The sequence below is a fragment of the Paenalcaligenes sp. Me52 genome (assembly GCF_050487965.1).
Classification (GTDB): domain Bacteria; phylum Pseudomonadota; class Gammaproteobacteria; order Burkholderiales; family Burkholderiaceae_B; genus Paenalcaligenes.
Map to the genome: position 1 here is coordinate 1,577,461 of NZ_JBKQFO010000001.1, position 26,492 is coordinate 1,603,952.

Annotated in this window: 25 protein-coding genes; 21 read left to right on the top strand and 4 right to left on the bottom strand. The window is 49.2% G+C overall.

Annotation, left to right across the window (positions count from 1 at the left end):
• Nucleotides 1-5: 5 nt before the first annotated feature.
• Together ACLO87_RS07450 and map are read right to left on the bottom strand one after the other, a co-directional pair.
• Nucleotides 6-2,564, bottom strand: a complete 2,559-nt coding sequence (locus ACLO87_RS07450; RefSeq protein ID WP_430223242.1) for a [protein-PII] uridylyltransferase — start codon at nt 2,562-2,564, stop codon at nt 6-8.
• A 7-nt stretch (nt 2,565-2,571) separates the two neighbouring features.
• The gene (map, locus tag ACLO87_RS07455; protein WP_135864946.1) at nt 2,572-3,384 is read right to left on the bottom strand and encodes a type I methionyl aminopeptidase; all 813 of its coding nucleotides are present in this window, start codon (nt 3,382-3,384) and stop codon (nt 2,572-2,574) included.
• A 239-nt stretch (nt 3,385-3,623) separates the two neighbouring features.
• Here map and rpsB point away from each other — a divergent pair, with 239 nt between their 5' ends.
• From rpsB to ACLO87_RS07535, 16 genes are all read left to right on the top strand, one after another.
• Entirely contained in the window at nt 3,624-4,394 is a 771-nt protein-coding gene (rpsB, locus tag ACLO87_RS07460; protein ID WP_135864944.1) for a 30S ribosomal protein S2, read from the top strand.
• Nucleotides 4,395-4,521: 127 nt separating this feature from the next.
• The gene (gene tsf / locus ACLO87_RS07465; protein ID WP_430223243.1) at nt 4,522-5,397 is read left to right on the top strand and encodes a translation elongation factor Ts; all 876 of its coding nucleotides are present in this window, start codon (nt 4,522-4,524) and stop codon (nt 5,395-5,397) included.
• 121 nt (nt 5,398-5,518) lie between these two features.
• The gene (gene pyrH, locus ACLO87_RS07470) at nt 5,519-6,235 is read left to right on the top strand and encodes a UMP kinase (RefSeq protein WP_135865564.1); all 717 of its coding nucleotides are present in this window, start codon (nt 5,519-5,521) and stop codon (nt 6,233-6,235) included.
• Between the two features lie 15 nt (nt 6,236-6,250).
• Complete coding sequence (gene frr, locus ACLO87_RS07475; protein WP_135865566.1) at nt 6,251-6,811, top strand: ribosome recycling factor; 561 nt, start codon at nt 6,251-6,253, stop codon at nt 6,809-6,811.
• A gap of 21 nt (nt 6,812-6,832) precedes the next feature.
• Nucleotides 6,833-7,588 (top strand): polyprenyl diphosphate synthase, encoded by a 756-nt coding sequence (gene uppS, locus ACLO87_RS07480; RefSeq protein ID WP_430223244.1) that lies wholly within the window; start codon nt 6,833-6,835, stop codon nt 7,586-7,588.
• A gap of 21 nt (nt 7,589-7,609) precedes the next feature.
• Nucleotides 7,610-8,491, top strand: a complete 882-nt coding sequence (locus ACLO87_RS07485; RefSeq protein WP_430223245.1) for a phosphatidate cytidylyltransferase — start codon at nt 7,610-7,612, stop codon at nt 8,489-8,491.
• Between the two features lie 2 nt (nt 8,492-8,493).
• Nucleotides 8,494-9,696, top strand: coding sequence for a 1-deoxy-D-xylulose-5-phosphate reductoisomerase (ispC, locus tag ACLO87_RS07490; protein WP_430223246.1), 1,203 nt, complete (start codon nt 8,494-8,496; stop codon nt 9,694-9,696).
• Nucleotides 9,697-9,723: 27 nt separating this feature from the next.
• Nucleotides 9,724-11,055, top strand: coding sequence for an RIP metalloprotease RseP (gene rseP / locus ACLO87_RS07495; RefSeq protein WP_430223247.1), 1,332 nt, complete (start codon nt 9,724-9,726; stop codon nt 11,053-11,055).
• 52 nt (nt 11,056-11,107) lie between these two features.
• A complete protein-coding gene (bamA, locus tag ACLO87_RS07500; protein WP_430223248.1) occupies nt 11,108-13,453 on the top strand; it encodes an outer membrane protein assembly factor BamA in 2,346 nt (781 codons plus the stop codon).
• A gap of 60 nt (nt 13,454-13,513) precedes the next feature.
• Nucleotides 13,514-14,068, top strand: coding sequence for an OmpH/Skp family outer membrane protein (locus tag ACLO87_RS07505; RefSeq protein ID WP_135865576.1), 555 nt, complete (start codon nt 13,514-13,516; stop codon nt 14,066-14,068).
• A 6-nt stretch (nt 14,069-14,074) separates the two neighbouring features.
• Entirely contained in the window at nt 14,075-15,166 is a 1,092-nt protein-coding gene (lpxD, locus tag ACLO87_RS07510) for a UDP-3-O-(3-hydroxymyristoyl)glucosamine N-acyltransferase (protein WP_430223249.1), read from the top strand.
• A gap of 17 nt (nt 15,167-15,183) precedes the next feature.
• Entirely contained in the window at nt 15,184-15,645 is a 462-nt protein-coding gene (gene fabZ, locus ACLO87_RS07515; RefSeq protein WP_135862957.1) for a 3-hydroxyacyl-ACP dehydratase FabZ, read from the top strand.
• On the top strand, nt 15,642-16,418 hold the full coding sequence (lpxA, locus tag ACLO87_RS07520) for an acyl-ACP--UDP-N-acetylglucosamine O-acyltransferase (protein WP_430223250.1): 777 nt from the start codon (nt 15,642-15,644) through the stop codon (nt 16,416-16,418). The genes fabZ and lpxA overlap by 4 nt, the downstream gene beginning before the upstream one ends.
• Nucleotides 16,415-17,617: a lipid-A-disaccharide synthase gene (lpxB, locus tag ACLO87_RS07525; protein ID WP_430223251.1), complete on the top strand. Its 1,203-nt coding sequence runs from the start codon at nt 16,415-16,417 to the stop codon at nt 17,615-17,617. Before lpxA ends, lpxB begins: the two co-directional genes overlap by 4 nt.
• On the top strand, nt 17,607-18,221 hold the full coding sequence (gene rnhB, locus ACLO87_RS07530; protein WP_135862953.1) for a ribonuclease HII: 615 nt from the start codon (nt 17,607-17,609) through the stop codon (nt 18,219-18,221). Before lpxB ends, rnhB begins: the two co-directional genes overlap by 11 nt.
• Nucleotides 18,218-19,006: a TrmH family RNA methyltransferase gene (locus ACLO87_RS07535; protein WP_430223252.1), complete on the top strand. Its 789-nt coding sequence runs from the start codon at nt 18,218-18,220 to the stop codon at nt 19,004-19,006. The genes rnhB and ACLO87_RS07535 overlap by 4 nt, the downstream gene beginning before the upstream one ends.
• Nucleotides 19,007-19,011: 5 nt before the next feature.
• Here ACLO87_RS07535 and ppsR read toward each other — a convergent pair whose 3' ends face one another.
• The gene (gene ppsR, locus ACLO87_RS07540; protein ID WP_135862950.1) at nt 19,012-19,848 is read right to left on the bottom strand and encodes a posphoenolpyruvate synthetase regulatory kinase/phosphorylase PpsR; all 837 of its coding nucleotides are present in this window, start codon (nt 19,846-19,848) and stop codon (nt 19,012-19,014) included.
• 147 nt (nt 19,849-19,995) lie between these two features.
• On the opposite strand from ppsR, the gene ppsA reads away from it, so the two are divergent.
• The gene (ppsA, locus tag ACLO87_RS07545; RefSeq protein WP_135862948.1) at nt 19,996-22,359 is read left to right on the top strand and encodes a phosphoenolpyruvate synthase; all 2,364 of its coding nucleotides are present in this window, start codon (nt 19,996-19,998) and stop codon (nt 22,357-22,359) included.
• A 278-nt stretch (nt 22,360-22,637) separates the two neighbouring features.
• Nucleotides 22,638-23,948, top strand: coding sequence for an NAD(P)/FAD-dependent oxidoreductase (locus ACLO87_RS07550; RefSeq protein ID WP_430223253.1), 1,311 nt, complete (start codon nt 22,638-22,640; stop codon nt 23,946-23,948).
• A 22-nt stretch (nt 23,949-23,970) separates the two neighbouring features.
• Here the strand turns inward: ACLO87_RS07550 and smpB are convergent, their stop codons facing one another.
• The gene (gene smpB / locus ACLO87_RS07555; protein WP_135862944.1) at nt 23,971-24,441 is read right to left on the bottom strand and encodes an SsrA-binding protein SmpB; all 471 of its coding nucleotides are present in this window, start codon (nt 24,439-24,441) and stop codon (nt 23,971-23,973) included.
• Between the two features lie 61 nt (nt 24,442-24,502).
• Here smpB and ACLO87_RS07560 point away from each other — a divergent pair, with 61 nt between their 5' ends.
• Genes ACLO87_RS07560 through ACLO87_RS07570 form a run of 3 tightly spaced genes read left to right on the top strand, consistent with a single transcriptional unit; the run spans nt 24,503 to nt 26,406 of the window.
• On the top strand, nt 24,503-24,934 hold the full coding sequence (locus ACLO87_RS07560; protein WP_135862942.1) for a type II toxin-antitoxin system RatA family toxin: 432 nt from the start codon (nt 24,503-24,505) through the stop codon (nt 24,932-24,934).
• Nucleotides 24,927-25,298, top strand: coding sequence for an RnfH family protein (locus tag ACLO87_RS07565; RefSeq protein WP_430223254.1), 372 nt, complete (start codon nt 24,927-24,929; stop codon nt 25,296-25,298). Before ACLO87_RS07560 ends, ACLO87_RS07565 begins: the two co-directional genes overlap by 8 nt.
• A 1-nt stretch (nt 25,299) precedes the next feature.
• Nucleotides 25,300-26,406, top strand: coding sequence for an enoyl-CoA hydratase/isomerase family protein (locus tag ACLO87_RS07570; protein ID WP_430223255.1), 1,107 nt, complete (start codon nt 25,300-25,302; stop codon nt 26,404-26,406).
• The last annotated feature ends 86 nt before the right edge of the window (nt 26,407-26,492 follow it).

Consider the following 26,492-nt stretch of genomic DNA (forward strand, 5'->3'; position numbering starts at 1 on the left):
GATGATTAAAGCGTTTCGGCGAGTTGCCGCTCGAAATTCTTGAAGTGTGTTTGTTGTTGTAAGTTTTCGCTGTAAAGCAAAAAGCTGTCTTCTACCCGTTGGCCTAAGGTCATAATTTTGGCGGATTTTAGATTGATACCGTTGCTGACAAAGACTTTAGCGAGACTATACAACAGTCCTTTGCGATCGCTAGTGACTATTGTCAGTTTCCATAGATGATTGCCGCGCAAGCTCAGCTCGAAGGTGGGCGTAATGGGGAAGGCCCTAGCCTGTGCTTCGTAGGGGGCAATGTAATCCGTAGGTTCTGGCTCTTCGGCTGTAGGTGTTTGTTGCAGCCAATGCTCTAAGCTGTGTTTTAAACGTTGTGCGAAACCTGGTTGCTGAGCAGTTTCGGCAGGCACTTCTACTACGAAGGTGTCTAGAGCCCAGTGATGCTGGGTGGTATAGATGCGAGCGTCTTGAATACCTAAGCCATTTTGATCGAAAAACTGGCACAACTGCATGAATAAATCAGATCTGTCAGGGGCATAAACCATGACCTGATGTAGATGGTCATTGCCCAATGCGTGCACCGACGCATAGGCAAAATTGGCCTGCTCCCAAATGGGACATAGCTCATGACTGTGCCAAATAATGTCTTCACTATCGTGGCGTAGGAAGTAATCGGTATCCAATACACCCCAGAAGCGTTGAACAGCGTCTAGTTCTAGGCCGCGTTCCAGTAGCTGATTTTGTGCTGCTTGTTTACGCTGTGCGAGGAAGCTGCCAGCAGGCAAGGTGTTTTGATGACGTAAGGCTTTATGTGTCAGGTGGTACAGGTCATCCAGAAGTTTGGCTTTCCAGGTATTCCAAATATTTGGGTTGGTGCCTTTAATATCGGCAATTGTCAGCATGTATAACGCATCTAGCGTATGCATATTAGGCAGATGGCTGGCAAACTCTTGCACGACGGTAGGGTCGTAGATGTCCCGCTTTTGAGCAACTAGCGACATTTGCAAATGTTCTTGTACCAAAAATACGACTAGGGTGGTTTGCTCTTCGGTTAGTTCATGTTCGCGACAAAACTGCAGTGCGTCGTCCGCGCCTAGCTCAGAATGATTGCCGCCACGCCCTTTGGCAATGTCATGAAAAAGGGCTGCAATGTACAGTACCCAATAATCTTGGAAATCGGTAGCCAGTTCGGCTGCTAAAGGATGTTCATTGGCATGGTCAGCCATGGTGAATCGACGCAGATTACGAATCACCATCAGCGTATGTTGATCCACCGTGTACGTGTGGAACAGATCATGCTGCATTTGCCCGACGATACGCCTAAAGGGAGGCAGATAGCGCGGCAAAATGTTCAGCATGGTCATCAAACGCAGCGCGTGTAACATGCCGCGAGGTTGCTGCAAAATCTGTATAAACAGTTGGCGATGTTCAGGCTGGCTGCGGAAACGCTCGTCAATCAGCCTACGATGATGCCAGATGGCTCTCAGTGTAGAAGCGGTCATGCCCTGCAACTGAGGTTGCTGCTGTAAGTGTAAGAAGCTGCGAAACAGCAAAGCGGGTTGCTGTGGCAATAACTCTGGCTCACGCAGGTGTAAGCGGTGGTTCAGAATCTCGAAATCATTATCTAGAAACTGAGGTAAGGCGTCTGGTGCTGGTAATAAATGCTCTTCAAGTTCTTGCATGAAGATCAGATTTAACTGCGACACCACGCGAGCAGCCCAGTAATAACGCTGCATCAGCACTTCGCTGGCTAACCGCCCATCGGTATCTTGAAAACCATAGAGTTTGGCCAATCTAGGCTGTAAATCAAACAGCAATCGGTCTTCACGGCGTTCGCAAAGTAGATGTAGCTCTACACGCAACCGCATAAAGGCAATACTGACTCGTTTAATAGCGCGCAGTTCAGCGTCATCTAATAAACCTGAATGTGCAATATCTGACCAGGTATCGCCCAAGCCCGCCGCTTTAGCTATCCAAAACAATACTTGTAAGTCGCGTAAGGCGCCAGGCGATTCTTTGCAGTTGGGCTCTAATGCGTAGGCGGTACCTTGATAGCGCAGGTGACGTTGACGCATTTCAGCCCGTTTGGCCAAAAAGAAGGCTTGGGGATTTAACGCATCATGCAATTGCTGCTGCAGCTCTCTCACTAGAGGCACAGACCCACACACCCAACGAGCATCTAATAGTGATGTTTGGGTGGTGATGTCTGTGCGTGCTTCACTGACACATTGCGCAACCGTGCGTACAGCGTGCGCCGCTTTAAGGCCGGTGTCCCACAGCGAGGCAATTAACTGCTCAACGCCTGCAGCCATGTTAGGCGTAGGAGTGCTGGGGAGTAGTATAAGAATATCCAGATCAGACTCTGGGTATAACTCTTTGCGGCCGTAACCGCCTACGGCGCAGACAGCGCACTCTTCAGGTAGGGCGGCGCGTGCAAAAAGCTTTTTGAGCGTTTGGTCTGCGATTTGACTTAGTCGGCGCAGCAACGGCTCAGCGCGATGATTGCGCTGAAACCGTTCTATGGCTTTACGGCGTCGTTGCTGATGACGTGCGCGTATAGCGGCGATGGCCATGATGTGCTTAAGCTTGGTGGCCTTTTACAAAGGCTGGTGGGGCTGGCATATCAGGCGAAATGGTCAGAACTTCGTAGCCAGTTTCGGTAACCAGAATGCTGTGCTCCCACTGTGCCGACAGGCTGCGGTCACGAGTCACTACAGTCCATTGGTCAGGCAGGGTACGAATATCGCGACGACCAGCGTTGATCATGGGCTCAATAGTGAAAATCATGCCGGGTTTCAGCTCTACACCAGTACCGGGTTTGCCGTAATGCAACACTTGTGGATCTTGGTGGAATTTTTGGCCAATGCCGTGACCGCAATATTCACGCACTACAGAGTAGTTTTTAGACTCGGCGTGTTGTTGAATTGCATGACCAATATCGCCCAAACGTATGCCGGGTTTGACCATATCAATACCCAGCCACATGCATTCGTATGTGGTTTCTACCAAGCGTTTTGCCAAAATGGAAGGCTCGCCAATGTAATACATACGGCTTGTATCACCAAACCAACCATCTTTGATAACCGTAACGTCAATATTCAGAATGTCGCCGTTTTTCAACGCTTTATCGCCGGGGATGCCGTGACAAATAACATGGTTAACAGAGGTGCAGATGGCGCCAGGGAAGGGCGGATAGCCAGGGGGCGCGTAGCCCACGGTGGCTGACTCTACATGTAGGGTGTTGGTGATGAAGTCTTTGCAGAGCGCGTCCAATTCAGCCGTAGTAATGCCAGCACGTACGTGTGTACCTAGGAAGTCCAGGGTGGCTGCTGCGGCCTGGCAGGCAGCGCGCATTTTATCTAAATCAGCGGGATCGGAAACAATAATACTCATGATGACTTGAATTAAAGCGTTTAAAAATAGTAAAATTACGGACTTACCCGTATTTCGCCACTAGTCTTTACTTATTGTATAGCTTTTGAGAGAGTCTTGCGGCGGCAACAGGTAAGACTTTTATTTATGTAAATCGCGTGCCCATTTGTCTCGGGGTGTCTGGAAGATTGCCTAAGCTTTAGTGCAAGATCCCTGCCGGATACTGAATGGGTACAAGACCTAACCCTTGTGAGAACAGCATGTCTTTAATGCGTGAAATGTTGGAAGCCGGCGTACACTTCGGCCACCAAACCCGTTTCTGGAACCCAAAAATGGCTCAGTACATTTTTGGTCAACGTAACCGTATCCACATCATCAACCTGGAAAAAACGGTTGTCAACTTCATCGACTCTCAGAAGTTCATCACTCAACTGGTAGCTCGTGGTGGTAGCGTTCTGTTCGTAGGTACTAAACGCGCTGCGCGTGAATTGGTAGCTGCTGAAGCTGAACGTTGCGGTATGCCATACGTAGACAGCCGTTGGCTGGGCGGTATGATGACCAACTTCAAAACAGTTAAAACTTCTATCAAACGTCTGAAAGACATGGAAGCTCAAGTGGCCGATGGCGCACTGGAGCGCATGACTAAGAAAGAAGGTCTGCTGTTTGAGCGTGAGTTGGAAAAACTGCACAAATCCATCGGCGGTATCAAAGACATGAACAAGCTGCCTGACGCACTGTTCGTGATCGACGTTGGTTACCACAAAATTGCTGTGGCAGAAGCTCGCACACTGGGTATCCCAGTTGTGGCAGTTGTTGATACCAACCACTCCCCAGATGGCTTGACTAAAGTTATTCCTGGTAACGATGACTCCGCCAAAGCTATTGCGTTGTACGCACGTGGCATGGCTGATGCCGTTCTGGAAGGCCGTAATCAAGCTCTGAGTGGTTTGGTTGAAGGCATCCGCGAAAACGAAGAATTCGTTGAAGTGGAAGAAGTTGAAGTTGTCGAAGAAGCCGGCAACGAAGAGTAATCTCTTCACCTAAACCCTGCCTCGTGCAGGTGGCGACTGTTCGAATCCTGATCCCTGAATGGTCGCCGCTTAGAATTTCATCGGCCCTGGTTCGCCAGGGCTCGTGTTTACCGAATTGGAGAATATCGTGGCTCAAATCTCAGCATCGATGGTTAAAGAACTGCGCGAAAAAACTGACGCGCCAATGATGGAGTGCAAAAAAGCGCTGGTTGAAACTGATGGCGATATGGCCAAAGCTGAAGAGCTGCTACGTGTAAAACTGGGCAGCAAAGCAAGCAAAGCCGCATCCCGTGTGACAGCTGAAGGCTTGGTAACTGTATTCATTGCTGAAGACGCCAAAAAAGGTGCCGTAGTTGAAGTTAACTGCGAAACCGACTTCGTAGCCAAAAACGATGACTTCATCAACTTCGTAAACGAAGTGGCTAAGTTGGTTGCAGAAAACAACCCAGCAGACGTAGAAGCTTTGGCTGCATTGCCTCTGAATGGCGCTACAGTTGAAAGCGTACGTGCAGAGTTGATCGGCCGTATTGGCGAAAACATGACTATCCGTCGCTTCAAACGTTTTGAAACAGCGAACAAGCTGGCTCAATACGTGCACGGTGGCCGTATCGCTACATTGGTTGAATTCGCCGGTGACGACGAAGTTGGTAAAGACTTGGCTATGCACATCGCTGCAACACGTCCTAAAGCATTGGATGCATCCGGTGTTGACGCTGCTGACATCGAAACAGAGCGTTCCGTTGCTTCTCAGAAAGCTGCTGAATCCGGCAAGCCAGAAGAAATCGTTAAGAAAATGGTAGAAGGTTCCGTTGCCAAATTCTTGAAAGAAGTGACTCTGTTGTCCCAGCCTTTCGTGAAAAACGACAAACTGACTGTAGAGCAAATGCTGAAAGAGCAGGGCGCTCAAATCACTGGCTACGCTTTGTTTGTAGTAGGTGAAGGTATCGAACGTCGTAACGAAGACTTCGCTGCTGAAGTTGCTGCTGCTCAAGCTGGCAACTAATACGAAACAGTGACAGATTTTAATTCTGTTTCGTTTTTTTCGGCAGGCGCCATAGACTGGCGCCTGCCATTGTGTTTTACTGCATTAAATTTCATCAGTACCTATGTCTGGAAGCCCTGCCATGAATACCCCTCTCTATAAACGTATTCTGCTTAAATTATCTGGTGAAGCGCTAATGGGGGAAGATGCCTTTGGCATTAACCGCGCCACCATCATGCGCATGACAGAGGAAATCTCCGAAGTCGTTGCGATGGGTGTTCAGGTTGGTATCGTAATTGGTGGCGGTAATATCTTCCGAGGTATTGCTGCAGGTGCGCAAGGTATGGACCGTGCCACTGCTGATTACATGGGAATGATGGCCACCGTAATGAACGCACTGGCTTTGCAAGATGCGTTGAAAAATCGTGGTCTGGATGCGCGCGTACAATCCGCTCTGAATATCGAGCAGGTGGTAGAGCCTTACATCCGTCCCAAAGCCTTGCGCTATCTAGAAGAAGGCAAGGTGGTGGTATTTGCTGCTGGTACCGGTAACCCGTTCTTTACAACGGATACTGCTGCAGCGTTGCGTGGCGCAGAAGTGGGTGCGGAAATTGTGCTGAAAGCAACCAAAGTAGACGGTATTTACAGCGCAGACCCGAACAAAGACCCCGGTGCTACGCGTTATGCGCGTATTAGCTTTGATGAAGCTATTGTGCGTCGTCTTGAAGTCATGGATGCTACAGCTTTTGCGTTGTGTCGTGATCGAAAACTTCCTATCAAAGTGTTCTCCATCAACAAACTTGGCGCGCTGACTCGCGCAGTATGTGGTGAAGACGAGGGTACTTTGGTACACGTTTGATACAGGAATTCAACAATGAGTTTGTCTGAAATTCGTAGTTCGGCCGAGAGTCGCATGAAGCGCTCTTTGGAGGCGCTGCAAGTTAGTTTGGGTAAGATTCGTACAGGCCGTGCTCACGCAGGTTTGTTGGATCACGTGATGGTTGAATACTATGGTTCGGATGTACCAGTAGGGCAAGTCGCTAACGTTAGCGTTGCGGATGCTCGTACATTGAGCCTGCAAGTTTGGGAAAAGCATATGGCTCAAGCAGTGGACAAAGCCATACGTGAATCTGATTTAGGTCTGAACCCAATTCTGTTGGGTGAAACTATTCGTGTACCTCTACCAGCATTGACCGAAGAGCGTCGTCGTGACCTGACCAAAGTGGTTCGTGGTGATGGCGAAGACTCTAAAGTTGCTGTACGCAACCTGCGTCGCGAAGCTAACGATGCGGCTAAACGTCTTCTGAAAGACAAAGAGATTTCTGAGGATGATGATCGTCGTTTCCAAGATGAAATTCAGAAGTTGACGGATAAGTTCATTGCTGAAATCGATAAGTTGATTGCAGCAAAAGAACAAGAAGTCATGACGGTTTAAACCGTTATACAGGTGTGGCCCATGTCTAAAAGCTCTACGCAATCCATACCGGACTACAGTGCTGTCCCGCGCCATTTGGCGATTATCATGGATGGCAATGGTAGGTGGGCCACCCGCCGCATGCTTCCCCGCACAGCAGGTCACATACGTGGCATGCAGGCAGTACGCCGTGCGGTAGAAGCTTGTGGTAAAGCTGGTGTGGAGTATCTAACGCTGTTTGCTTTCAGTTCCGAAAACTGGCGCCGACCACAGGAAGAAGTATCCCTATTGATGCGACTTTTTGTGCAAACGCTGGAAAAAGAAGTAGGCAAGCTCCGCAAACAAGGTGTGCGCTTGCGCGTGATTGGCGATTTGTCTGCCTTCGAACCACGTCTGCAAGAGCTGATTCGTCAAGCCGAAGAAAGCACGCAACATAATACAGCGTTACAACTTACTATTGCGGCCAACTACGGTGGTCGTTGGGATATTCTTCAAGCAACTCGCCGCTTATTGGCCGAGCATCCTGAACTGGCACAGTCGCCAGAGTCTTTGGATGAAGAAATGCTATCCCCCTATCTTTCCATGTCTTTTGCTCCCGAACCGGATTTGTTCGTCCGTACAGGTGGTGAGCAACGTATTTCTAATTTTCTAATCTGGCAGTTGGCTTATACCGAGCTGTACTTTACAGATAGTTATTGGCCAGATTTTGATGCCGATGCGTTAACCCGTGCCTTTGAATGGTACGCTGGTAGAGAGCGTCGCTTCGGCCGCACAAGTGCCCAACTGGCAGGGCGCTAATCTTTTAAAGGTGTAGAGATTATGTTGAAGCAGCGGGTAATAACAGCTGTCGTGCTGATTGCTGTACTGTTGGTGGCCATGATCTTACCGTCCAAATGGCCGCTAGCCTTGCTGTTAACCATTATTGCTGCCAGCGCTGTCTGGGAGTGGTTGCGTTTGTCGTGGCCTGAGCATTCAGCGTGGTTGGCGCCTGGCTTAGGTTTTCTCTCTTTTCTCGCGATGTTGGCCCTCTTGGTGGGTTGGCAGCCTGTGGAGTTGCAGCCATGGGCTGATGCAATACGCGCGCAGTTCTTTATGATCCTGCTTCCCTTGGTGGTGCTCTATTGGGTGATAGGGGTAAGTTTGATGCTGGGTTTCGCCCAAGTGGATCATCCATCTGCGAAGCCAGCGCTAAGCGTCTTTGGTGTGGTGGCGGTGTTGGTGGCCTGGGCGTCACTGAACGAAATGCTGCAATACCGTAATGCCTGGTATTTGCTGTCCATGATGGCCATCGTTTGGGTGGCAGATATTGCTGCGTATTTTTGTGGTCGTGCCTTTGGGAAGGCAAAATTGGCGGTGCGTATTAGCCCCGGAAAAACGTGGGCAGGCTTCGTGGGTGGCGTGATTGGTGTGGTGATTTACATCGTGTTGACTGCCCAAATTGATGGCAGTTATGCGCATGCTCTAACCGTGCGTTGGTCGTGGCCGCTGGTTATTCTGATTGCAGCAGGATTGGCTGCGCTATCTGTAATGGGTGACTTGTTTGAGTCATTGTTGAAACGTCGTGCAGGCGTAAAAGACTCCAGCAATCTGTTACCCGGACATGGTGGTGTATTTGACCGTATTGATGCGTTGATTCCCGTGGCACCAGTCGCTTTGCTGCTGGGTGGTCCATTCTTGGAAGTTGCTAAGCTGGTGCATTGATTATGGAATTTCAACGTGTGTGTGTGTTGGGCTCTACCGGCTCCATAGGTTGTAGCACCTTGGACGTGATTGCTCGTCATCCGGAAAAGATGGCTGTGTATGCGTTAACAGCGCATCGCAGCATGCAGCAATTAGCCGAGCAGGTCAGAAAATATCAGCCTGCAGTCGTGGTAGTGCCTACTGACGAAGCTGCGGCTGAGTTTGTGCAGTATTTGGGGCAGGGAGTAGCTAAACCTGAGGTGCGTATTGGTAGCCAAGCGTTGGTGCAAACAGCATCCGATGCTTCTGTTACTACAGTGATGGCGGCGATTGTTGGTGCGGCGTGTTTAGAGCCTGTATTAGCGGCGGCGTATGCGGGCAAGCGTATTTTGCTGGCGAATAAAGAAGCGCTGATCACAGCGGGTCAGCTCTTTATCGACGCCGTAAAAACGGGTAAAGCTGAGCTCATTCCTATTGATAGCGAACACAGCGCTATTTACCAGTGCTTGCCTGAGCGCATACGCAAAGATGTGCCGGCCCCCGCAGATCAAACCATTCGCAGGTTGTTAGTTACCGCTTCCGGTGGACCATTTAGAACATGGGCGCCTGAACTGTTGTCGTCGGTTACACCAGAGCAGGCGTGTGCTCACCCGAATTGGAGTATGGGCAGGAAGATTTCTGTAGACTCCGCAACTATGGTCAATAAGGGCTTGGAAGTTATAGAAGCGCATTGGCTGTTTGGTATGCCTGCCGATCAAATTCAAGTGTTAGTGCATCCACAAAGCATGATCCACTCTATGGTGGAGTATGTGGATGGCTCAGTGTTGGCTCAGTTGGGGCAACCTGACATGCGTACACCAATTGCCTATGGGTTAGGGTGTGCTGAGCGTATACAGAGCGGTGTAGGCCTGCTAGAACTGTCTACCTTGGGGCGTTTAGACTTCGAGGAACCTGACTTTCAACGCTTCCCTTGTTTGAAGCTGGCGTTTGATGCGTTGCGTAGTTCGCAGGTGGCCTGTATTACGCTGAATGCGGCAAACGAAGTGGCTGTAGAACATTTCTTAAACCGTAAGATTGCTTATACCGATATCGTGAAAATTATCGCCGAAAGCATAGAAAAAATTACGGCATTACCAAATGTGGTATTGGACTCGTTGGAAGCTATTTTGCATATAGACCAGCGAGCACGTGAACAGGCACGTAGTTTGTGCGCTGTGACAGTCTAGCGGGTTGACGAACTAGGATTGCGTTGAGTGGTCACTGTTATTGCTTTTATTGTTGCCATTGGCTTATTGGTCACTATTCATGAGCTAGGCCATTATTGGGTGGCACGCTGGTGTGGCGTACATGTAGAGCGCTTTTCGTTTGGTTTCGGCAAAGTACTCTTTAAGCGCACAGATAAGAACGGCTGCGAATGGGCATTTTCAGCCTTGCCGCTAGGCGGCTATGTCATGATGCGTAATGAGCCACCTGAGCACGCTACAGCGGCTGAAGAAGCATCTGCCTATAACAATAAAAGTTTGTTGCAGCGTTCGGCGATTACCGTAGCTGGGCCTGTAGCCAACTTGCTGCTAGCAATCATTCTCTATGCAGTTATAGGTGCAGTGGGTAGCGAAGAGCCTGCGCCCATTATGGGGGCTGCGCCTGAGCATAGTGTTGCTGCCTCAGCGCATATACCAGAGGGTAGTGTGATTACTGCCGTGGATGGCCATGCTATTGCTTCTTGGACGCAGTTTCGCTGGCAAATGATGGATGCGTTGTCCTCTGGGCGACGTATTAGTCTAGAAGCGACCGACCCATCAGGAGCAAGTGCAGCGTACGACATTGATTTGCCTAAAGTACAAATTGATCCTGATAAGCCTGATGTGTTAGGTGAGGCAGGCTTTGTATTGATGCCAGGTACGCCCGTTGTTAAAAGTGTGGTGAAAGAGGGTAGTAGCGCAGGTGATGCCGGTGTGCAGGCAGGAGATTTGATCTTAGCGGTTAATGATCAGCGCTATCAAACTGCGGACCAATTCGTTGCAGCCATTCAGAAAGTGCCAGGCCAAACCATTACGTTCACGATTCAGCGTGGTGATGACACTGTCCGTATACCAGTCGTCGTTGATGCATATGATGCTGATGGCACGACAGTTGGTCGCGTGGGATTGCGTGTGGGCAATGCGTTGCCAATGGTAACGGTGCGTTATGGTGTGTTAGACAGCATACAGCGCGGTTTTAGCCGTACAGTAGACACCTTATGGATGTCTATCAAGATGATTGGCCGTATGCTGGTGGGTGAGGTTTCAGTGAAAAACCTCAGTGGCCCAGTCTCTATTGCAGATTATGCTGGTCAGAGTGCGAGTATTGGCGCAATTGCCTACTTAAATTTCCTAGCATTGATCAGTATTAGTATAGGATTGTTAAATCTTTTGCCCATACCCATGCTGGATGGGGGGCATTTGCTGTATTATGCGATCGAAGCTGTCCGAGGCCGTCCTCTATCAGAGGAGTGGCAAGCTCGCGGAAGAGCCATAGGATTGGGTATACTTGCATTCTTTATGGTGCTGGCGTTTACAAATGACTTTACGCGCCTTTTCAGTTAGCCGTCCATAGCTTAAAATTCAACCCCATTAAGATCAACCAAGGATTCACAGGATGTCGTTACGCCGTAAACCAAAATTTACTTTGCGTACTTTGCCTTTTTTGGTGGCCTCGCTGCTGGCTCCCGCTTTGGCAAATGCTTTTACCCCTTTTGTTGTGCGCGACATTCAGGTGGAAGGTATTCAACGGGTAGATCCCGGTGCGGTGTTTAGCTACCTGCCAGTGAAAGTGGGTGAAGAGTTCGATGAAACTAAAGCAAGTGAAGCTATTCAGCGTCTGTATGCTTCAGGTTTCTTTAGTGATGTGACTGTGGATACTAACGGTGATGTGTTGGTGATTACCGTTGCTGAGCGTCCTACCATCGCGTCGGTGACCTTTAACGGTATGCGTGAGTTTGATGCCAAGGCGATTACACAGTCGTTGTCGCAGGTTGGTTTTGGTGAAGGTCGTATTTTCGACCGCTCTATGCTGGAGCGCGCCGAATTCGAATTGAAGCAGCAATACCTGAGTAAAGGTAAATACAGCGTTGAAATTACGCCAATCATTACACCTTTGCCACGTAACCGCGTAGGTATCAGTTTTGACGTGTTTGAAGGTGATCTGGCGAAGATTCAAGAGATCAACATTGTTGGTAACAAAGAAGTCAGCACTGGCACCTTGCTAGATCTGATGGATTTGACAACTCCAGGCATGATGACTTGGTATACCGGCAGTGATAAGTATTCCAGAGAAAAACTGGAAGGTGATATGGAGCGTATCCGTTCTTATTACCTAGACGAAGGTTATTTGGAATTTTCTTCTGAGCCTCCACAGGTTTCGATTTCCCCAGATCGTGAAGGTATTTTCGTTACGCTGACCGTGAACGAAGGCAAACCTTACACTGTAACGGATGTGAAATTAGCCGGTGATTTGCTGGGTATGGAAGACGAAATCCAGCAACTGGTGACAGTAAAGGCCAATGAGCGTTTCTCTGCTGAGAAAACCAACGAAACGGCTAAAGCGATTAGCGACTACTTGGGCACATTGGGTTATGCGTTTGCTAACGTGAACCCTCACCCTGTATTGGATCGCGAAAATAACACTACTGATTTGACCTTCTACGTGGATCCTGGCCGCCGTGTATATGTGCGCCGTATTCAAGTGGGTGGTAACGTTCGTACCCGTGACGAAGTTGTGCGTCGTGAAATGCGTCAAAGCGAAGCCGCTTGGTACGATTCCGACAGTATTAGCGCCTCCCGCGATCGTATTGACCGTTTGGGTTACTTTAACGAAGTAGACGTTACTACATCGCCAGTGCCTGGTTCACCTGACCAGGTAGACGTAAACGTTAACGTGAAAGAAAAACCCACCGGTATGATTAACCTGGGTGTGGGTTACGGCTCTACAGATAAAGTAATGTTGTCTGCGGGTATTAGCCAAGACAATATTTTTGGTAGCGGTAATAGCTTGTCGTTGCAGGTAAATACCAGCAAGACCAACCGTTCTGCCATTATTTCGCACACTGATCCTTACTGGACACAAGACGGTGTTAGTAAAACTACATCGTTGTACTACCGCCGTACCACCCCTTACGACACACGTGGCTATAGTGATGGTGATTACCAGGTGACCGCCTACGGTTTGGGTATGAACTTTGGTGTGCCTATTTCCGAATACGATCGTATCTTTGTTGGTATGAACTTCGAGCACAACAAGATCGGTAGGTATGACGAGAAATACATGCCACAGGCTTACCAAGACTTTGTAAAAGAGTATGGCAAAGGCACGAATGCATTGATCTTTAACTTGGGTTGGTCCAAAGATACGCGTGACAGCGCTTTGGCACCTACTCGAGGTGGTTACACTCGCTTGTCTGCTGACTTCTCTACGCTAGACTTGCGTTATTATTTGTTAAGTGCTCAACAGCAGTACTACCTGCCGCTTAGCCGATCTACTACACTGGCCTTTAACGGTATGGTTGACTACGGTAGGTCATATGGTAGTAAAGCGTTCCCAATCATTAAATCCATGTATGGTGGTGGTATAGGTTCGGTACGTGGTTACGAAGGTGCGTCTTTGGGCCCACGTGATAGCTTAACAAACGACTATCTGGGTGGCTCACGACGTATTGTTGGTAACGTACAGTTGTATCTGCCGTTCCCAGGAGCATCTCGTGATCGTACATTGCGCTGGTTCATCTTTGGTGACGTGGGTAGGGTAGATAACTCCGATGGCTCATGCATGAAAGGCTCTAAGGGCCATACGGCAGAGGATCCATGCGGTTGGAAATACTCCGCTGGTATTGGTTTGTCGTGGCAATCCCCTATGGGTCCATTGCAGTTGTCATACGGTAGAGCACTGAACTCCAAACCAGGTGATGATAAACAAGCGTTCCAGTTCCAGATTGGTACCGCGTTTTAAATTCCTGTAATTAATGGCACAATTAACTTTTTAGCAGCGTTATTAGCAAGGTAGATTTACATGTCGTCTAAATTCGCGTTTAAACTTTCAGCAGTTGGCAGCCAATTGGTTCGCCGCAATCGTACTGCGCTTATGGCTGCTGTCTTGGGTGTGTCGGCCATCGTGGCTACACCTGTAGTGCAAGCGCAAACCAAAATTGGTTTTGTGAGTACAGAGCGCATTCTGCGTGACTCCAAACCAGCATTGGCTGCACAGCAAAAAATCGAATCTGAATTCAAGCGTCGTGACGAAGAGTTGCAGCGTTTGGCGAACCAACTGCGTGATGATGCAGTGAAATTCGACAAAGATGCGCCAGTAATGTCCGAAACAGACCGTATTCGTCGTGAGCGTCAGCTTACAGACATGGATGCAGATCTGCAGCGCAAACGTCGTGAATTCCAAGAGGATTTCAACCGTCGCCGTAACGAAGAGTTTTCTGCGATCGTGGAAAAAGCGGATGCCGCTATCCAGCGTATTGCTGAGACCCAAGGTTACGATCTGATCATCCAAGATGCAGTGACAGTAAACCCACGTGTAGACATCACGGAAGAAGTACTGACCGCATTGGGTAATTAATACATAATGCCAGTATTGTTAGCGTCCGATAGGGCGCCTTCATTAGAACAGCTACTCGGCATCGTACAAAAAGCCGGACTACCTTGTAGTCTGGCTCCCAGCAAAGAGCCCGTTCCACGTATACAGGGACTGGGCTCTTTGCTTCATGCCGGGCCTAGCGAGTTAAGCTTCTTGTCGAACCAGAAGCTAAAAGGGCAACTAGCCACTACAGAGGCCGCTGCGGTCATTCTAACGACTGCAGACTACCAGTCTTTGGATAGTGAACCACGTTTTGCGGTGGTGTTGTGTGAGCAGCCGTACGCGATGTACGCGTTGCTGGCGCAGTGGTTTGACGAGCATAGACTGAATAATCTGCCCAAAGGCATTCATCCTACTGCAGTGGTTGATCCGTCAGCAGTCGTGGGTGAAAACGTCACTATTGGTGCTTACACCGTGATTGAAGCCGGTGTGCAAATAGGCAAAGGAACACGAATTGGCGCAGGCTGCAGCATTGGTGCGGATAGCGTCATCGGTGAGCATTGTTTATTGCATGCACGCGTAGTCTTGTATCATCAAGTGCGCATGGGCGATCGCTGCATTCTGCACTCTGGTGCGGTGCTTGGTGCTGATGGTTTTGGCTTTGCGCCAGACCCACGACAAGCCGGTGCTTGGGCAAAGATCTCGCAGATTGGTGCTGTAGAACTGGGCAATGATGTGGAAATAGGCGCGAACACGACTGTTGATCGTGGTGCGCTAGACAACACAGTTATTGCTAATGGCGTGAAACTGGATAACCAGATCATGGTAGGCCATAACGTTCACATTGGTGAACATACGGCGATTGCTGCGTGTACAGGTATTGCGGGCTCTACACATATTGGCGAGCGTTGCATTATCGGTGGTGCAGCTATGTTCTCTGGTCATTTACACATTACTGACGAAGTACAAGTTTCGGGTGGTACTGCCATTACGGCAGATATCAAAGAGCCTGGTCATTACACAGGTGTGTTCCCGTTTGCGGACCACCAACACTGGCAACGCAATGCAGCCGTATTGACGCAACTCGCGACTTTACGACGCCGCCTACGTGCGTTGGAACGTGAAAACAATAACGAATAGCAAATATAGGATAAGTCATGGAACTGGATATTAAACAAATTATGGAACGTCTACCGCATCGTTACCCGATGCTGCTGGTAGACCGAGTGTTAGAAATGGTGCCGGGCAAAAGCATTGTGGCTATCAAAAACGTCACACTGAATGAGCCTTTCTTTACTGGCCATTTCCCACATCATCCAGTTATGCCTGGCGTGCTGATTATCGAAGCAATGGCGCAAGCAGCTGCTCTGTTTTCTTTTGAAGGGCATCCGGAAATTAATCCAGCCAGCCAAAAAATCGCTTACTACTTGGTAGGTGTGGATGGCGCACGTTTCCGTAAACCTGTTGTGCCAGGCGATCAGCTGCGTTTGGAAGTGACTGCAGACCGCATCAGCCGCACTATGTGTAAATACACAGCAAGAACCTTGGTAGAGGGTCAAGTCGTGGCCGAAGCTAAGTTGATGTGTGCCATCCGTATTTTGGAAAAAGACGACCAATGAGTCTAATACATCCTACCGCAATCATTGCACCTGGAGCGCGTCTTGCAGATGACGTTCAAGTAGGTGCATACAGCATTATTGGTGAAAACGTAGAAATCGGCGCCGGCACAGTGGTGGGTTCACACTGTGTTATCGACGGTCATACCACTATAGGTAAAAACAATAATTTTTACCGTTTTTGCTCTATTGGTGGGATGCCTCAAGACAAAAAATATGCGGGTGAACCTACACGCTTGGAAATCGGTGATGGCAATACCATACGTGAGTATGTGACCATCAACACCGGTACTACCCAAGACGTAGGCGTGACTCGTGTGGGCGACGATAACTGGATCATGGCGTATGTGCATATTGCACACGACTGCCAGATCGCCAGTCATACCGTGATTGCAAACAGTGTCCAGTTTGCGGGTCATATTCATGTGGGTGATTGGGCCATTATTGGCGGGCTGACTGCCATACATCAGTTCGTACGTATTGGTGCGCATTGCATGATTGGTGGCACTAGCTCCATACGTCAGGATGTACCTCCTTATGTGATTGGTGCGGGTGATCCGTTCCGCCCTGTGGGGGTGAACTCTGAGGGCCTGAACCGCCGAGGTTTTGATGCAGCGGCTGTGTCCAATGTTAAAAATCTCTACAAGTTGCTGTATCGCCGTGATCTCAAAGTAGAAGAAGCGTTAGCGCAAATAAAGGCCTTAGATCAAACGCCAGAAACAGCCATTATGGTTGACTTCTTGGAGCAGTCACATCGAGGTATCGTTCGCCCATGAGCGGCCTGAATATTGGGATGGTAGCAGGGGAGCCTTCTGGTGACCTGCTGGCCTCGCGTATTCAGCGAGGGTTGCAACACGAGGATCCCAATGCCGTGTTTAACGGTATTGGCGGTCCTGAAATGACTGCGGCAGGGTTTAATGCTTGGTATCCCATGGACGCCTTATCGGTGTTCGGTTATGTGGATGCCTTAAAAAGCCTGCCTCGATTACTCAATACGTATTACGGTGTGCGACGACGCTGGCTGAAACAACGGCCGGATGTGTTCGTAGGCATTGATGCGCCTGATTTCAACTTACGCATGGAATCAGATCTGCGTAAAGCAGGTATTGCAACTGTGCAGTTCGTGAGCCCGTCTATTTGGGCGTGGCGCTACGAACGTATTCATACCATTCGTAAAGCCGTATCCCATATGCTGGTGTTATTCCCTTTCGAGGTTGAAATCTACCAGAAAGAGGGCATACCAGTTACGTATGTTGGTCATCCGTTGGCGCAAAATATTCCTTTGGTTCCAGACCAGAAAGCGGCGCGGCAACGATTGAATATTCCTGAGGATGTGAAAATTCTTGGGGTACTACCAGGCAGTAGAAAATCAGAAATTATGCAGTTGGCCCCTCGTTTTCTGCAAACCGTACAGCGGTTGCAAAAAGACGACCCTACTTTGCATGTGATTGTGCCGGTAGTGAATGAGGCTAGACATCAGCAGTTTCTAGAAATCCTACGTGATAATCCCGTAGACAATCTGCGCATTGTCACGGCAGACACACAAGCACCTACGTTACTGCAAGACGGCGGTAGTAAGCCTGTGGCGTGGGATGTGATGGAAGCCAGTGATGCTCTGTTGGTGGCCAGTGGAACAGCAACGTTGGAAGCGGCACTGTATAAGAAACCCATGGTGATTTCTTACGTGTTGACTCCCATGATGAAACGACTCATGGCGTGGCAGTCAGGCCAAGAGAAACCGTTGCTTGATTGGATAGGGTTACCTAATATCTTGAGCCAAGATTTTGTGGTTCCTGAGTTGCTGCAAGATGATGCAGAACCCGAAAAATTGGCCAAAGCATGTGAAAAAGCGTTGAATGATAGCTCATGGCGCCAAGGCGTAGAGCAGAAATTCCAGCATTTACATGAAGTATTGCGCTTAGACACGCCAAAACTGGCGGCTGAAGTGATTATGCAGGTGGCACGTGAACGCTGATTTATCGCAGCTATTGCAGTCAGGGTCGTTGGTAGCAGGGGTAGATGAAGCAGGGCGTGGGCCATTAGCTGGTCCAGTTTTTGCTGCCGCTGTTATCCTAGATCCGAATCGTCCTATAGACGGGCTAACAGATTCTAAAAAACTCACCGCTAAAAAACGCGACTATTTGGCCGAGCTTATTCGAGAGCAAGCCTTAGCGTGGAGCATTAGTAGCGCTAGCCGTGAAGAAATTGATGAGATCAATATTTTGCAGGCCACTATGCTGGCCATGCGTCGTGCGTGTGAAGCACTGCCGGCACAACCTGAACTGATCTTGATTGATGGTAATCGTGTACCTGAGGGCTTAAACGCTCCTGCACGTGCGGTGATCAAGGGCGATAGCCAAGTACAAGCTATCTCTGCAGCGTCTATTCTGGCTAAAACGGCGCGTGATGCCGCGTGTTTGCAGATGCATGAGCGTTACCCCCAGTATGCATTTGATCAACATAAAGGCTACGGTACAGCGCTGCATAGCGAGTTGTTGCGTGAGCACGGGCCATGTCCTGAACACCGACGTAGTTTTGCTCCGGTGCAGCGGGCATTAAACGATAAAGCATCATCATGATTATTGAGTCGCGCCAGAATCCTACCTATAAACGTTTGCAACGCGTGGTGGAAGGTAAACGTCCTGCTGAGGGCGATCTACCTGTCTTGTGGCTGGAAGGTCCCAACCTGTGCCAAAGCTGGTTGCAACATTACGGCACGCCTGAAATGGTAGTGGTAGATGCGGAGCGCGAACCGCTTTCAGACTCGGTGCAACGTTTAGTGGATGCGGTGCCTATACGTCAGCAACTGATGCTGAGTTCTAGCCTCATGAAAGGCCTCTCTAGCGTAGAGCAAGGGCAGGGCATAGCATTTGTAGTGCAACGCCCAGTAGTGCCTGCGCAACCTGTGCTGAAGAAAGCGGCATTGTTGTTGGATAGAGTGCAAGATCCCGGTAATTTGGGTACGTTGTTGCGCACGGCGGCGGCTGCTGGCATAGGCGATGTGTTTTTGTCAGTGGGTTGTGCTGATGCATGGTCGCAAAAAAGCTTGCGTAGTGGGCAAGGCGCACATTTCGCGTTAGCCATTCACGAAAACCAAGACTTGCAGGCATTGTTGAAAAATGCCGAGGTGCCTGTATATACAACGATGCTAAGTGATAAGGCTCAGTCGCTATTTGCTTTGGAGATTGCCAAAGAAGGGGCGTGGTTGTTTGGCAATGAAGGTAGAGGAGTGCATCCTGACTTGGTGGCGCAATCACGCCATCAGGTATTCATACCGCAGGAAGCGGCTGTGGAGTCATTGAATGTGGCAGTTGCGGCGGCTATTTGTCTGTTTGAGCAACGCCGCCAGCATCTGCAAGGCTAAAAGCCTTAGTACAACATACGGCGGTTAAGGCCGATCTCTTCCAGGATTTTGCTGGAAATTTCCTCAATAGAACGACTGGTGGTAGATAGCCAGGGGATGGCTTCCATGCGCATCATACGTTCAGCATCAGCTACTTCATCAATGCATTGTTGTATGGACGCGTATTTGCTGTTGGGGCGGCGTTCGTTACGTACTTCGGCCAAGCGTTCAGGTTGAATAGACAAACCAAACAGTTTGTTGCGGTAAGGAGCCAGCGTAGCAGGCAACGTGTCGCGCTCGAAGTCTTCAGGGATAAGAGGGTAGTTGGCGGCCTTAACGGCGTACTGCATGGCCAAGTACAAACTGGTAGGTGTTTTACCGCAACGGGATACGCCAACCAAGATCACATCAGCCTGTTCTAAACCCTGTACATATTGTCCGTCGTCGTGTGCCAATGTGAAGTTAATGGCTTCGATACGGTTGTTGTATTGTTTAGACAGTCCATTGCTGTGAGAGCGGCCAACGGAACGGCTGGATTTCACACCCAGAGCACGCTCAATGTGGCGCAAAAATGAACCGAATAAATCTAAGAAAGTGCAGTTGGATGCACCCACGATTTTGGCCATTTTAGGGTCTACCAAGGTGCTAAACACCAAGGGCTTCACATTCTTCTCTTCGGCACAGCGATTAATGCGTTCAGCGACATCCTGAGCCTTTTCGATGGTGTCAATGAAAGGCATACGCACCGCCTCGAAATTGAACTGGTCGAACTGGGAGAGGACGGAATGCCCGAAGGTTTCTGCTGTGATACCAGTGCTATCCGAAACTATAAAAACGGTACGTTTGATCAGTGACGATGTCATAACTAAAAGGGCACACAAAAGCCTATTAAAAGGTACAATTCCAGAGATTAACAGTGACCTCAAATCCGAGCAAGGCAAGTTTGCTTAGTGCGCGCTGCGGTGCAGCACATTAAGCAAACACGCTTTTTTACTATTAAGGTGACTTTTATGTCTTATGTTTTGCCATTTGAAACACTCCGTATGACGGATGTGGACACCGTAGGGGGCAAAAACGCCTCCCTAGGGGAAATGATTAGCCAGTTGGCTGGTGCTGGGGTGCGCGTGCCAGGCGGTTTCGCGACCACAGCGGAAGCCTTCCGTGTGTTCCTGAAAGCCGATGGTTTGGATCAGCGTATTGCTGACCGTCTGAGCAAATTGGATGCTGACGATGTACGTGAACTAGCAGTAGCTGGTGCGGAAATCCGTAAATGGATCATCGAAACACCTTTCCCAGCAGAACTGGAACAGCAAATCCGCGATGCTTTCGCTAAGTTGGATGCAGACGGTAAAGGCTCTTTCGCTGTGCGTTCTTCCGCTACGGCAGAAGACTTGCCTGACGCGTCTTTCGCTGGTCAGCAAGAAAGCTACCTGAACGTGGTAGGTATGGACGACGTACTGGAAAAAATCCACTTGGTATTTGCTTCCTTGTACAACGACCGTGCGATTTCTTACCGTGTACACAAAGGCTTTGCTCACGCTGAAGTGGCATTGTCTGCGGGTATCCAACGTATGGTGCGCTCTGACAAGGGCAGCGCTGGTGTGATGTTCACCATCGATACCGAGTCTGGTTTCCAAGATGTAGTGTTTATCACTTCATCCTACGGCTTGGGCGAAACCGTTGTGCAGGGTGCTGTGAACCCTGACGAATTCTACGTGTTCAAACCATCCTTGGCTGCGGGTCACTACCCTATCATTAGCCGTCGTATCGGTTCCAAACTGTTGAAAATGGAATTCGATCCACTGCGTGAAAGCGGTGAGTCCGTACGTACCGTTGATGTACCTGTGAACGAGCGTAACCGTTACTCCCTGAGCGACGACGAAGTAATTGAATTGGCAAAATACGCCACCATCATCGAAAAACACTACCAACGCCCAATGGACGTTGAGTGGGGCCGTGATGGTATTGATGGCAAAATTTACATTCTGCAAGCTCGTCCAGAAACCGTTAAGTCTCAGCAAAGCGCAAACGATGTACAAGAGCGCTACAGCTTGAAAGCAACTGGTGACGTACTAGTAACTGGCCGTGCTATTGGTCAGAAAATTGGTTCGGGTACGGTGCGTTTGGTTGGCGATGCCAGCGAAATGGATCAAGTTAAAGCCGGCGATATCTTGGTTACCGACATGACAGACCCTAACTGGGAACCTGTGATGAAGTTGGCTTCTGCTATCGTAACAAACCGTGGTGGCCGTACATGTCACGCTGCGATTATTGCGCGTGAATTGGGTATTCCTGCGGTAGTGGGTTGTGGCAACGCGACTGACGTGCTGAAAGCAGGTCAAGAAGTGACTGTATCGTGTGCAGAAGGCGACGAAGGCCGTATTTACGACGGTTTGCTGGAAACACAGATTGAAGAAGTACGCTGGGGTGAAATGCCTGAAGTGGGCTTGAAAGTCATGATGAACGTGGGTAACCCACAATTGGCTTTTGACTTCGCTCAGATTCCTAATGCTGGTATTGGCCTGGCTCGTCTAGAGTTCATCATCAATAACAACATCGCGATTCACCCTAAAGCTGTGTTGGATTACCCCAATGTAGACAGCGAGCTGAAAAAAGCAGTTGAATCTGCTGCGCGTGGTTACGCTAGCCCACGTGCTTTCTTCGTTGAAAAATTGGCTGAAGGTGTAGCGACATTGGGCGCTGCTTTCTATCCAAAACCAGTGATCGTACGTTTGTCCGATTTCAAATCCAACGAATATCGCAAATTGGTTGGTGGTTCCCGTTACGAGCCAGAGGAAGAGAACCCAATGTTGGGCTTCCGTGGTGCAGCACGTTACATCTCTGACGACTTCGAAGAGTGTTTCCGCATGGAGTGTGAAGCACTGAAGAAAGTACGTGATGAAATGGGCCTGACCAACGTGGAAATCATGGTGCCATTCGTACGTACACTGTCTCAAGCAGAGCGTGTAGTGAACATGTTGGCTGCTAACGGTTTGGAACGTGGTAAGAACGGTTTGCGCGTCATTATGATGTGTGAAGTGCCTTCTAACGCTATCTTGGCTGACGAGTTCCTGCAGTACTTTGATGGTTTCTCCATCGGTTCTAACGACATGACTCAGTTGACTCTGGGTCTGGACCGTGACTCCGGTATGGAACTGTTGGCTGCTGACTTCGACGAGCGCGATGCTGCAGTGAAATTCATGCTGAGCCGTGCTATTCAAGCGTGCAACAAAGCAGGCAAATACGTAGGTATTTGTGGTCAAGGTCCTAGCGATCACCCAGACTTGGCTGAGTGGTTGCGTGACGAAGGTATCCAATCCTTGTCGCTGAACCCTGATACTGTGGTTGATACATGGCAGCGTTTGGCTAAGTAATTAGCAAAAGCGTTTCTAGGGTGTATCTATCCCGTTAAAAAGAGCCTCTTTATGAGGCTCTTTTTTTATGCCTACAGATTGTGGCGAGTTATGACGATGCTGAATACACGGTAGGCTGTAAGGTAGTTTGTTAAAGTAAAGAATGTTTGTCTGTGCAACGGTAAAAAACATATGAGCACTATGCTGATACGATGTAATCGTTGAGTAGAAAAGATAGATTATGCTAGTGATGACACAGCTAGATGAGTGAGTGATGGTGTACTTTTAAAGGGTGAACGATGAACAAAATCGCGCCAGTAGTCGTAGTTGGTGGTGGGGCAGGTGGGCTTGAGTTAGCGGCTAAATTAGGACGTCGCTTTGGCCCGGAAAAAGTGTATTTAATAGACAAGATGGATGAGCATATTTGGAAGCCCTCGTTGCACGAGGTGGCAGCCGGTACGCTAGATATTCACCGTGAAGGCTTGTCGTATTTCATGCTGGCGCGTGATAACGGGTTTACGTTTGTACCGGGGCGCATGCACGCGCTAGATAAAGAGAATAAAACCATTTCGCTTCAAGCGGTACGTAATGCTGAAGGCGAAGAGATGTTGCCTGCACGCACGGTTGAGTATGGTGTGCTAGTGATGGCAGTAGGAAGCAAATCTAATTTCTTCAATACGCCAGGTGCGGAAGAGTTTGCCATTGCACTGGATTCCACACATCAAGCAGAACGTTTTCGTATGCGTCTGCTGTATGAATTGACTAAATCTTCTCGTGTGAAAAGTGCCGATGACGACGTTGGCCCCTTAGAAATTGCTATCGTAGGTGGTGGAGCTACAGGGGTAGAGTTAGCGGCAGAGCTAATGGAGGCCAATGCCAGTTTGCAGGCCTACGGCACACACACCTTAGACCAAGCTAGATCATTACATATCACGCTGATTGAAGGCGCTGATCGTGTGTTGGCGGCGCTGCCACCTAAAGTGTCATTACGCGCCACACAACTGCTGCAAAAGCGTGGTGTCACAGTACATACTAGCGTGCGCGTTAGTGAGGTGCGTAAAGGTTTTCTGCAGGACACTAATGGCACAGAGTACCCGGCTGATTTATGCGTGTGGGCGGCAGGGATTAAAGCGCCTGCTTTCCTGACAGAGCTGGGCTTAGAGGTAAATCGCATTAACCAACTGGTGGTGAACGATCATCTGCAAACAGCAGACCCGTATATCTATGCATTGGGGGATTGTGCTCAAGCCCCATGGGGGGAAGAAGCTGGCCAGTATTTACCTGCAAGGGCGCAGGTGGCTCACCAACAAGCCGCTTACCTCATTAAGGTATTAGCGAAGCAGCTTAAGGGGCTTCCAGCGCACACCGAAGCCTTTGACTACAAGGACTATGGGTCGTTGGTCTCGGTGGGGCACAGCAAGGGCGTAGGCAGCCTAATGGGAGTTTTGCAGGGCCGTAGCTGGTTTGTGGAAGGCTTGGTAGCCAGAACCATGTATATGAGTCTGCACTTGATGCATCACATGGCTATTTTGGGTGTGCTGCGCACGGCATCGATGGCGTTGGGTAGGTTGTTGTTAAAACGCTCTGCGCCGCGCGTCAAACTGCATTAAACCAGAGGCAGGACTGCGAGAATCAGTCCTGCTCAGTACGGCGACGACGGGTGTCGTGCTTCATTAAACGCTCTTGTTCACGCGCCCAGTCACGATCACGCGAAGCATCACGTTTATCGTGGTGCTTTTTACCTTTACCCAAGCCCACATCCATTTTGATGCGCCCACGCGTAAAGTGTAAGTTCAGAGGAATCAGTGCGTAACCGCGCTGTTCTACGCGCCCGATTAGCTTGCTGATTTCTTCCTCTTTTAATAAAAGTTTGCGTGTACGTGTAGCGTCGGGGACAATATGGGTCGACACTGTAGGTAAGGGGCTGATATGCATGCCGATTACCCAAAGTTCTGCATTGCGGATGATAATGTAGCTTTCTGCAAGCTGAATATGGCCGGCGCGAATGGCTTTCACTTCCCAGCCCTGCAGTACCAGTCCGGCTTCATAGGTTTCTTCGATGAAGTAATCGTGTCTTGCTTTACGATTGTCGACGATGCTCATGTAGTTATGGTCCAACCTTGAATGATTTAATCAGTATTATTCTCTTATTATCCCTTGTTCGATGCATACAGTAAAACGTTCTGTCTTGGTTCCCTTCACTTGTTCTCAAATGTTTGATCTGGTTGCGGATGTAGCACGCTATCCAGAGTTCATGCCATGGTGTGGTGGTACAGAGGTTAAACAGCAAGATGAGCATGGGATGGAAGCCTCGGTAACCATCAGTATTGCTGGTCTAAAGCATACTTTCAGCACGCGTAACAAGCATGATTATCCCAATCGTATCCAATTGAGTTTGGTGGATGGCCCGTTCTCGGAGCTTACTGGCGTATGGGAGTTTATTGCATTGGGCGAAGATGGCTGTAAGGTGAATTACGTGATGGACTACGCGTTTTCCAGCCGTACCTTAGAAATGGTAGTAGGCCCTATTTTTAATCGTGTGGCGAATAGCTTCATTGATTCTTTTACTCGCAGAGCACACGATTTGTATGACTGATACACACGCTGCGATGATGATTACGGTAGAACTGTTGTATTTGGCGCCTGAGCGCCAATGGAAGAAAATAGTACAGGTAGCAGAGGGCTCTACGGTAGAGGATGTGCTCGCTAACGTTGCTTGGCAAGAAGAGTGCCCCGAACTTCAGGGGCTGCCGTATGGCATTTTCGGTGAGCTAGTGAGTGGCACGCAAGTACTGCAAGACGGCGATAGGCTAGAGTTCTACAGAGAACTTAGCTTCGATCCCACAGATTCCAGGCGACGACGCGCTGAGCACAAAGCACGTAGTCTTGCCGAGAAACAAGGTAAAAAATCATTGAGTGCCGCAGCAAGTATGTTGTTGCACAGTTCCAGAAAGAATTGATATGCCGTTATTAACGTTTACGCATGACTTGGGTGATGGCAAGCATGCTTTTGGTGAATTGGTTTTAAACAGGCCGCAGGCCTTAAACAGTACCAATCTAGAAATGGCAGAGTTGCTAAGCAAGCAGTTGTTGGCTTGGCAACATGATGATCGAATTGCCTTTGTGGTTATGCGAGGCGAAGGCGAACGTGCTTTTTGTGCTGGTGGCGATATTGTGTCCATCTACCGTTCGTTAACTGAGCATCCTGATGTAGCACAAAATGGCGATCACTACGCCTATCAGTTTTTCCGCGCTGAATACAGCGTAAATCACTTGCTGCATTACTACACGAAGCCAGTCGTAGCATTGGGGCAGGGTGTAGTCATGGGCGGTGGTGTGGGCCTTTTTATGGGGGCTAGTCATCGCGTGGTTTTCCCCACTACACGTTATGCCATGCCTGAAGTGGGTATAGGCTTGTTCCCTGATGTGGCGGGTACCTACCTGTTAGGGCGTTTGGCGGGTGGTGTGGGTGAGTTCCTAACGCTTACCGGTAGTAGCATTACCGCGCAAGATTGTGGGTTTTTGGGCTTGGCTGATTGGTATATACAAGATTTGGATGCCAAGAAAATCGTAGAAATCCTGCCTAGCTTATTACCCACGGATTTGGGTAATCCTACGTTAGCCTTGAATGCTGCTTTGCGTAGTTTGAGTACGCCTTACCAGTTCGAGGAGTCGGCAGTATGGCAGAACTATGATGTGCTACGTAAACTGGCAAATCCAGTATCAGTAGAAAGCTTTTTTCAGGATGCAGAAGAGCTAATATCGCAGCAGAAATCGCCATGGTTTGAGCAGGGCTTGGCTTTGGGTAGCAAAGGATCAATGCTGTCGCGTACGATTAGCTTGGCATTGGTGCAGCAAAATCGTAGTAAAAACATTGCGCAAACTCTGGGCCGTGATTTATGGGTAGCTATACAGTGTTGTGCGCATGGCGACTTTAAAGAAGGTGTGCGTGCTTTGCTGATTGATAAAGATAAAAACCCGCAGTGGCAGCCTTTGGAGCATGACGTGCGTCAGTACTGGCAGCCTGCGTGGGAATCCCCTGCATTAGCATTAAGCTTGCCAGATTAGTTTTAGCCAATACACTTAGGCAGAAGGCTAGTGGCCTGTTTGTGATGTATATAAAAACCCAGCCTAGGCTGGGTTTTTGCGTTATA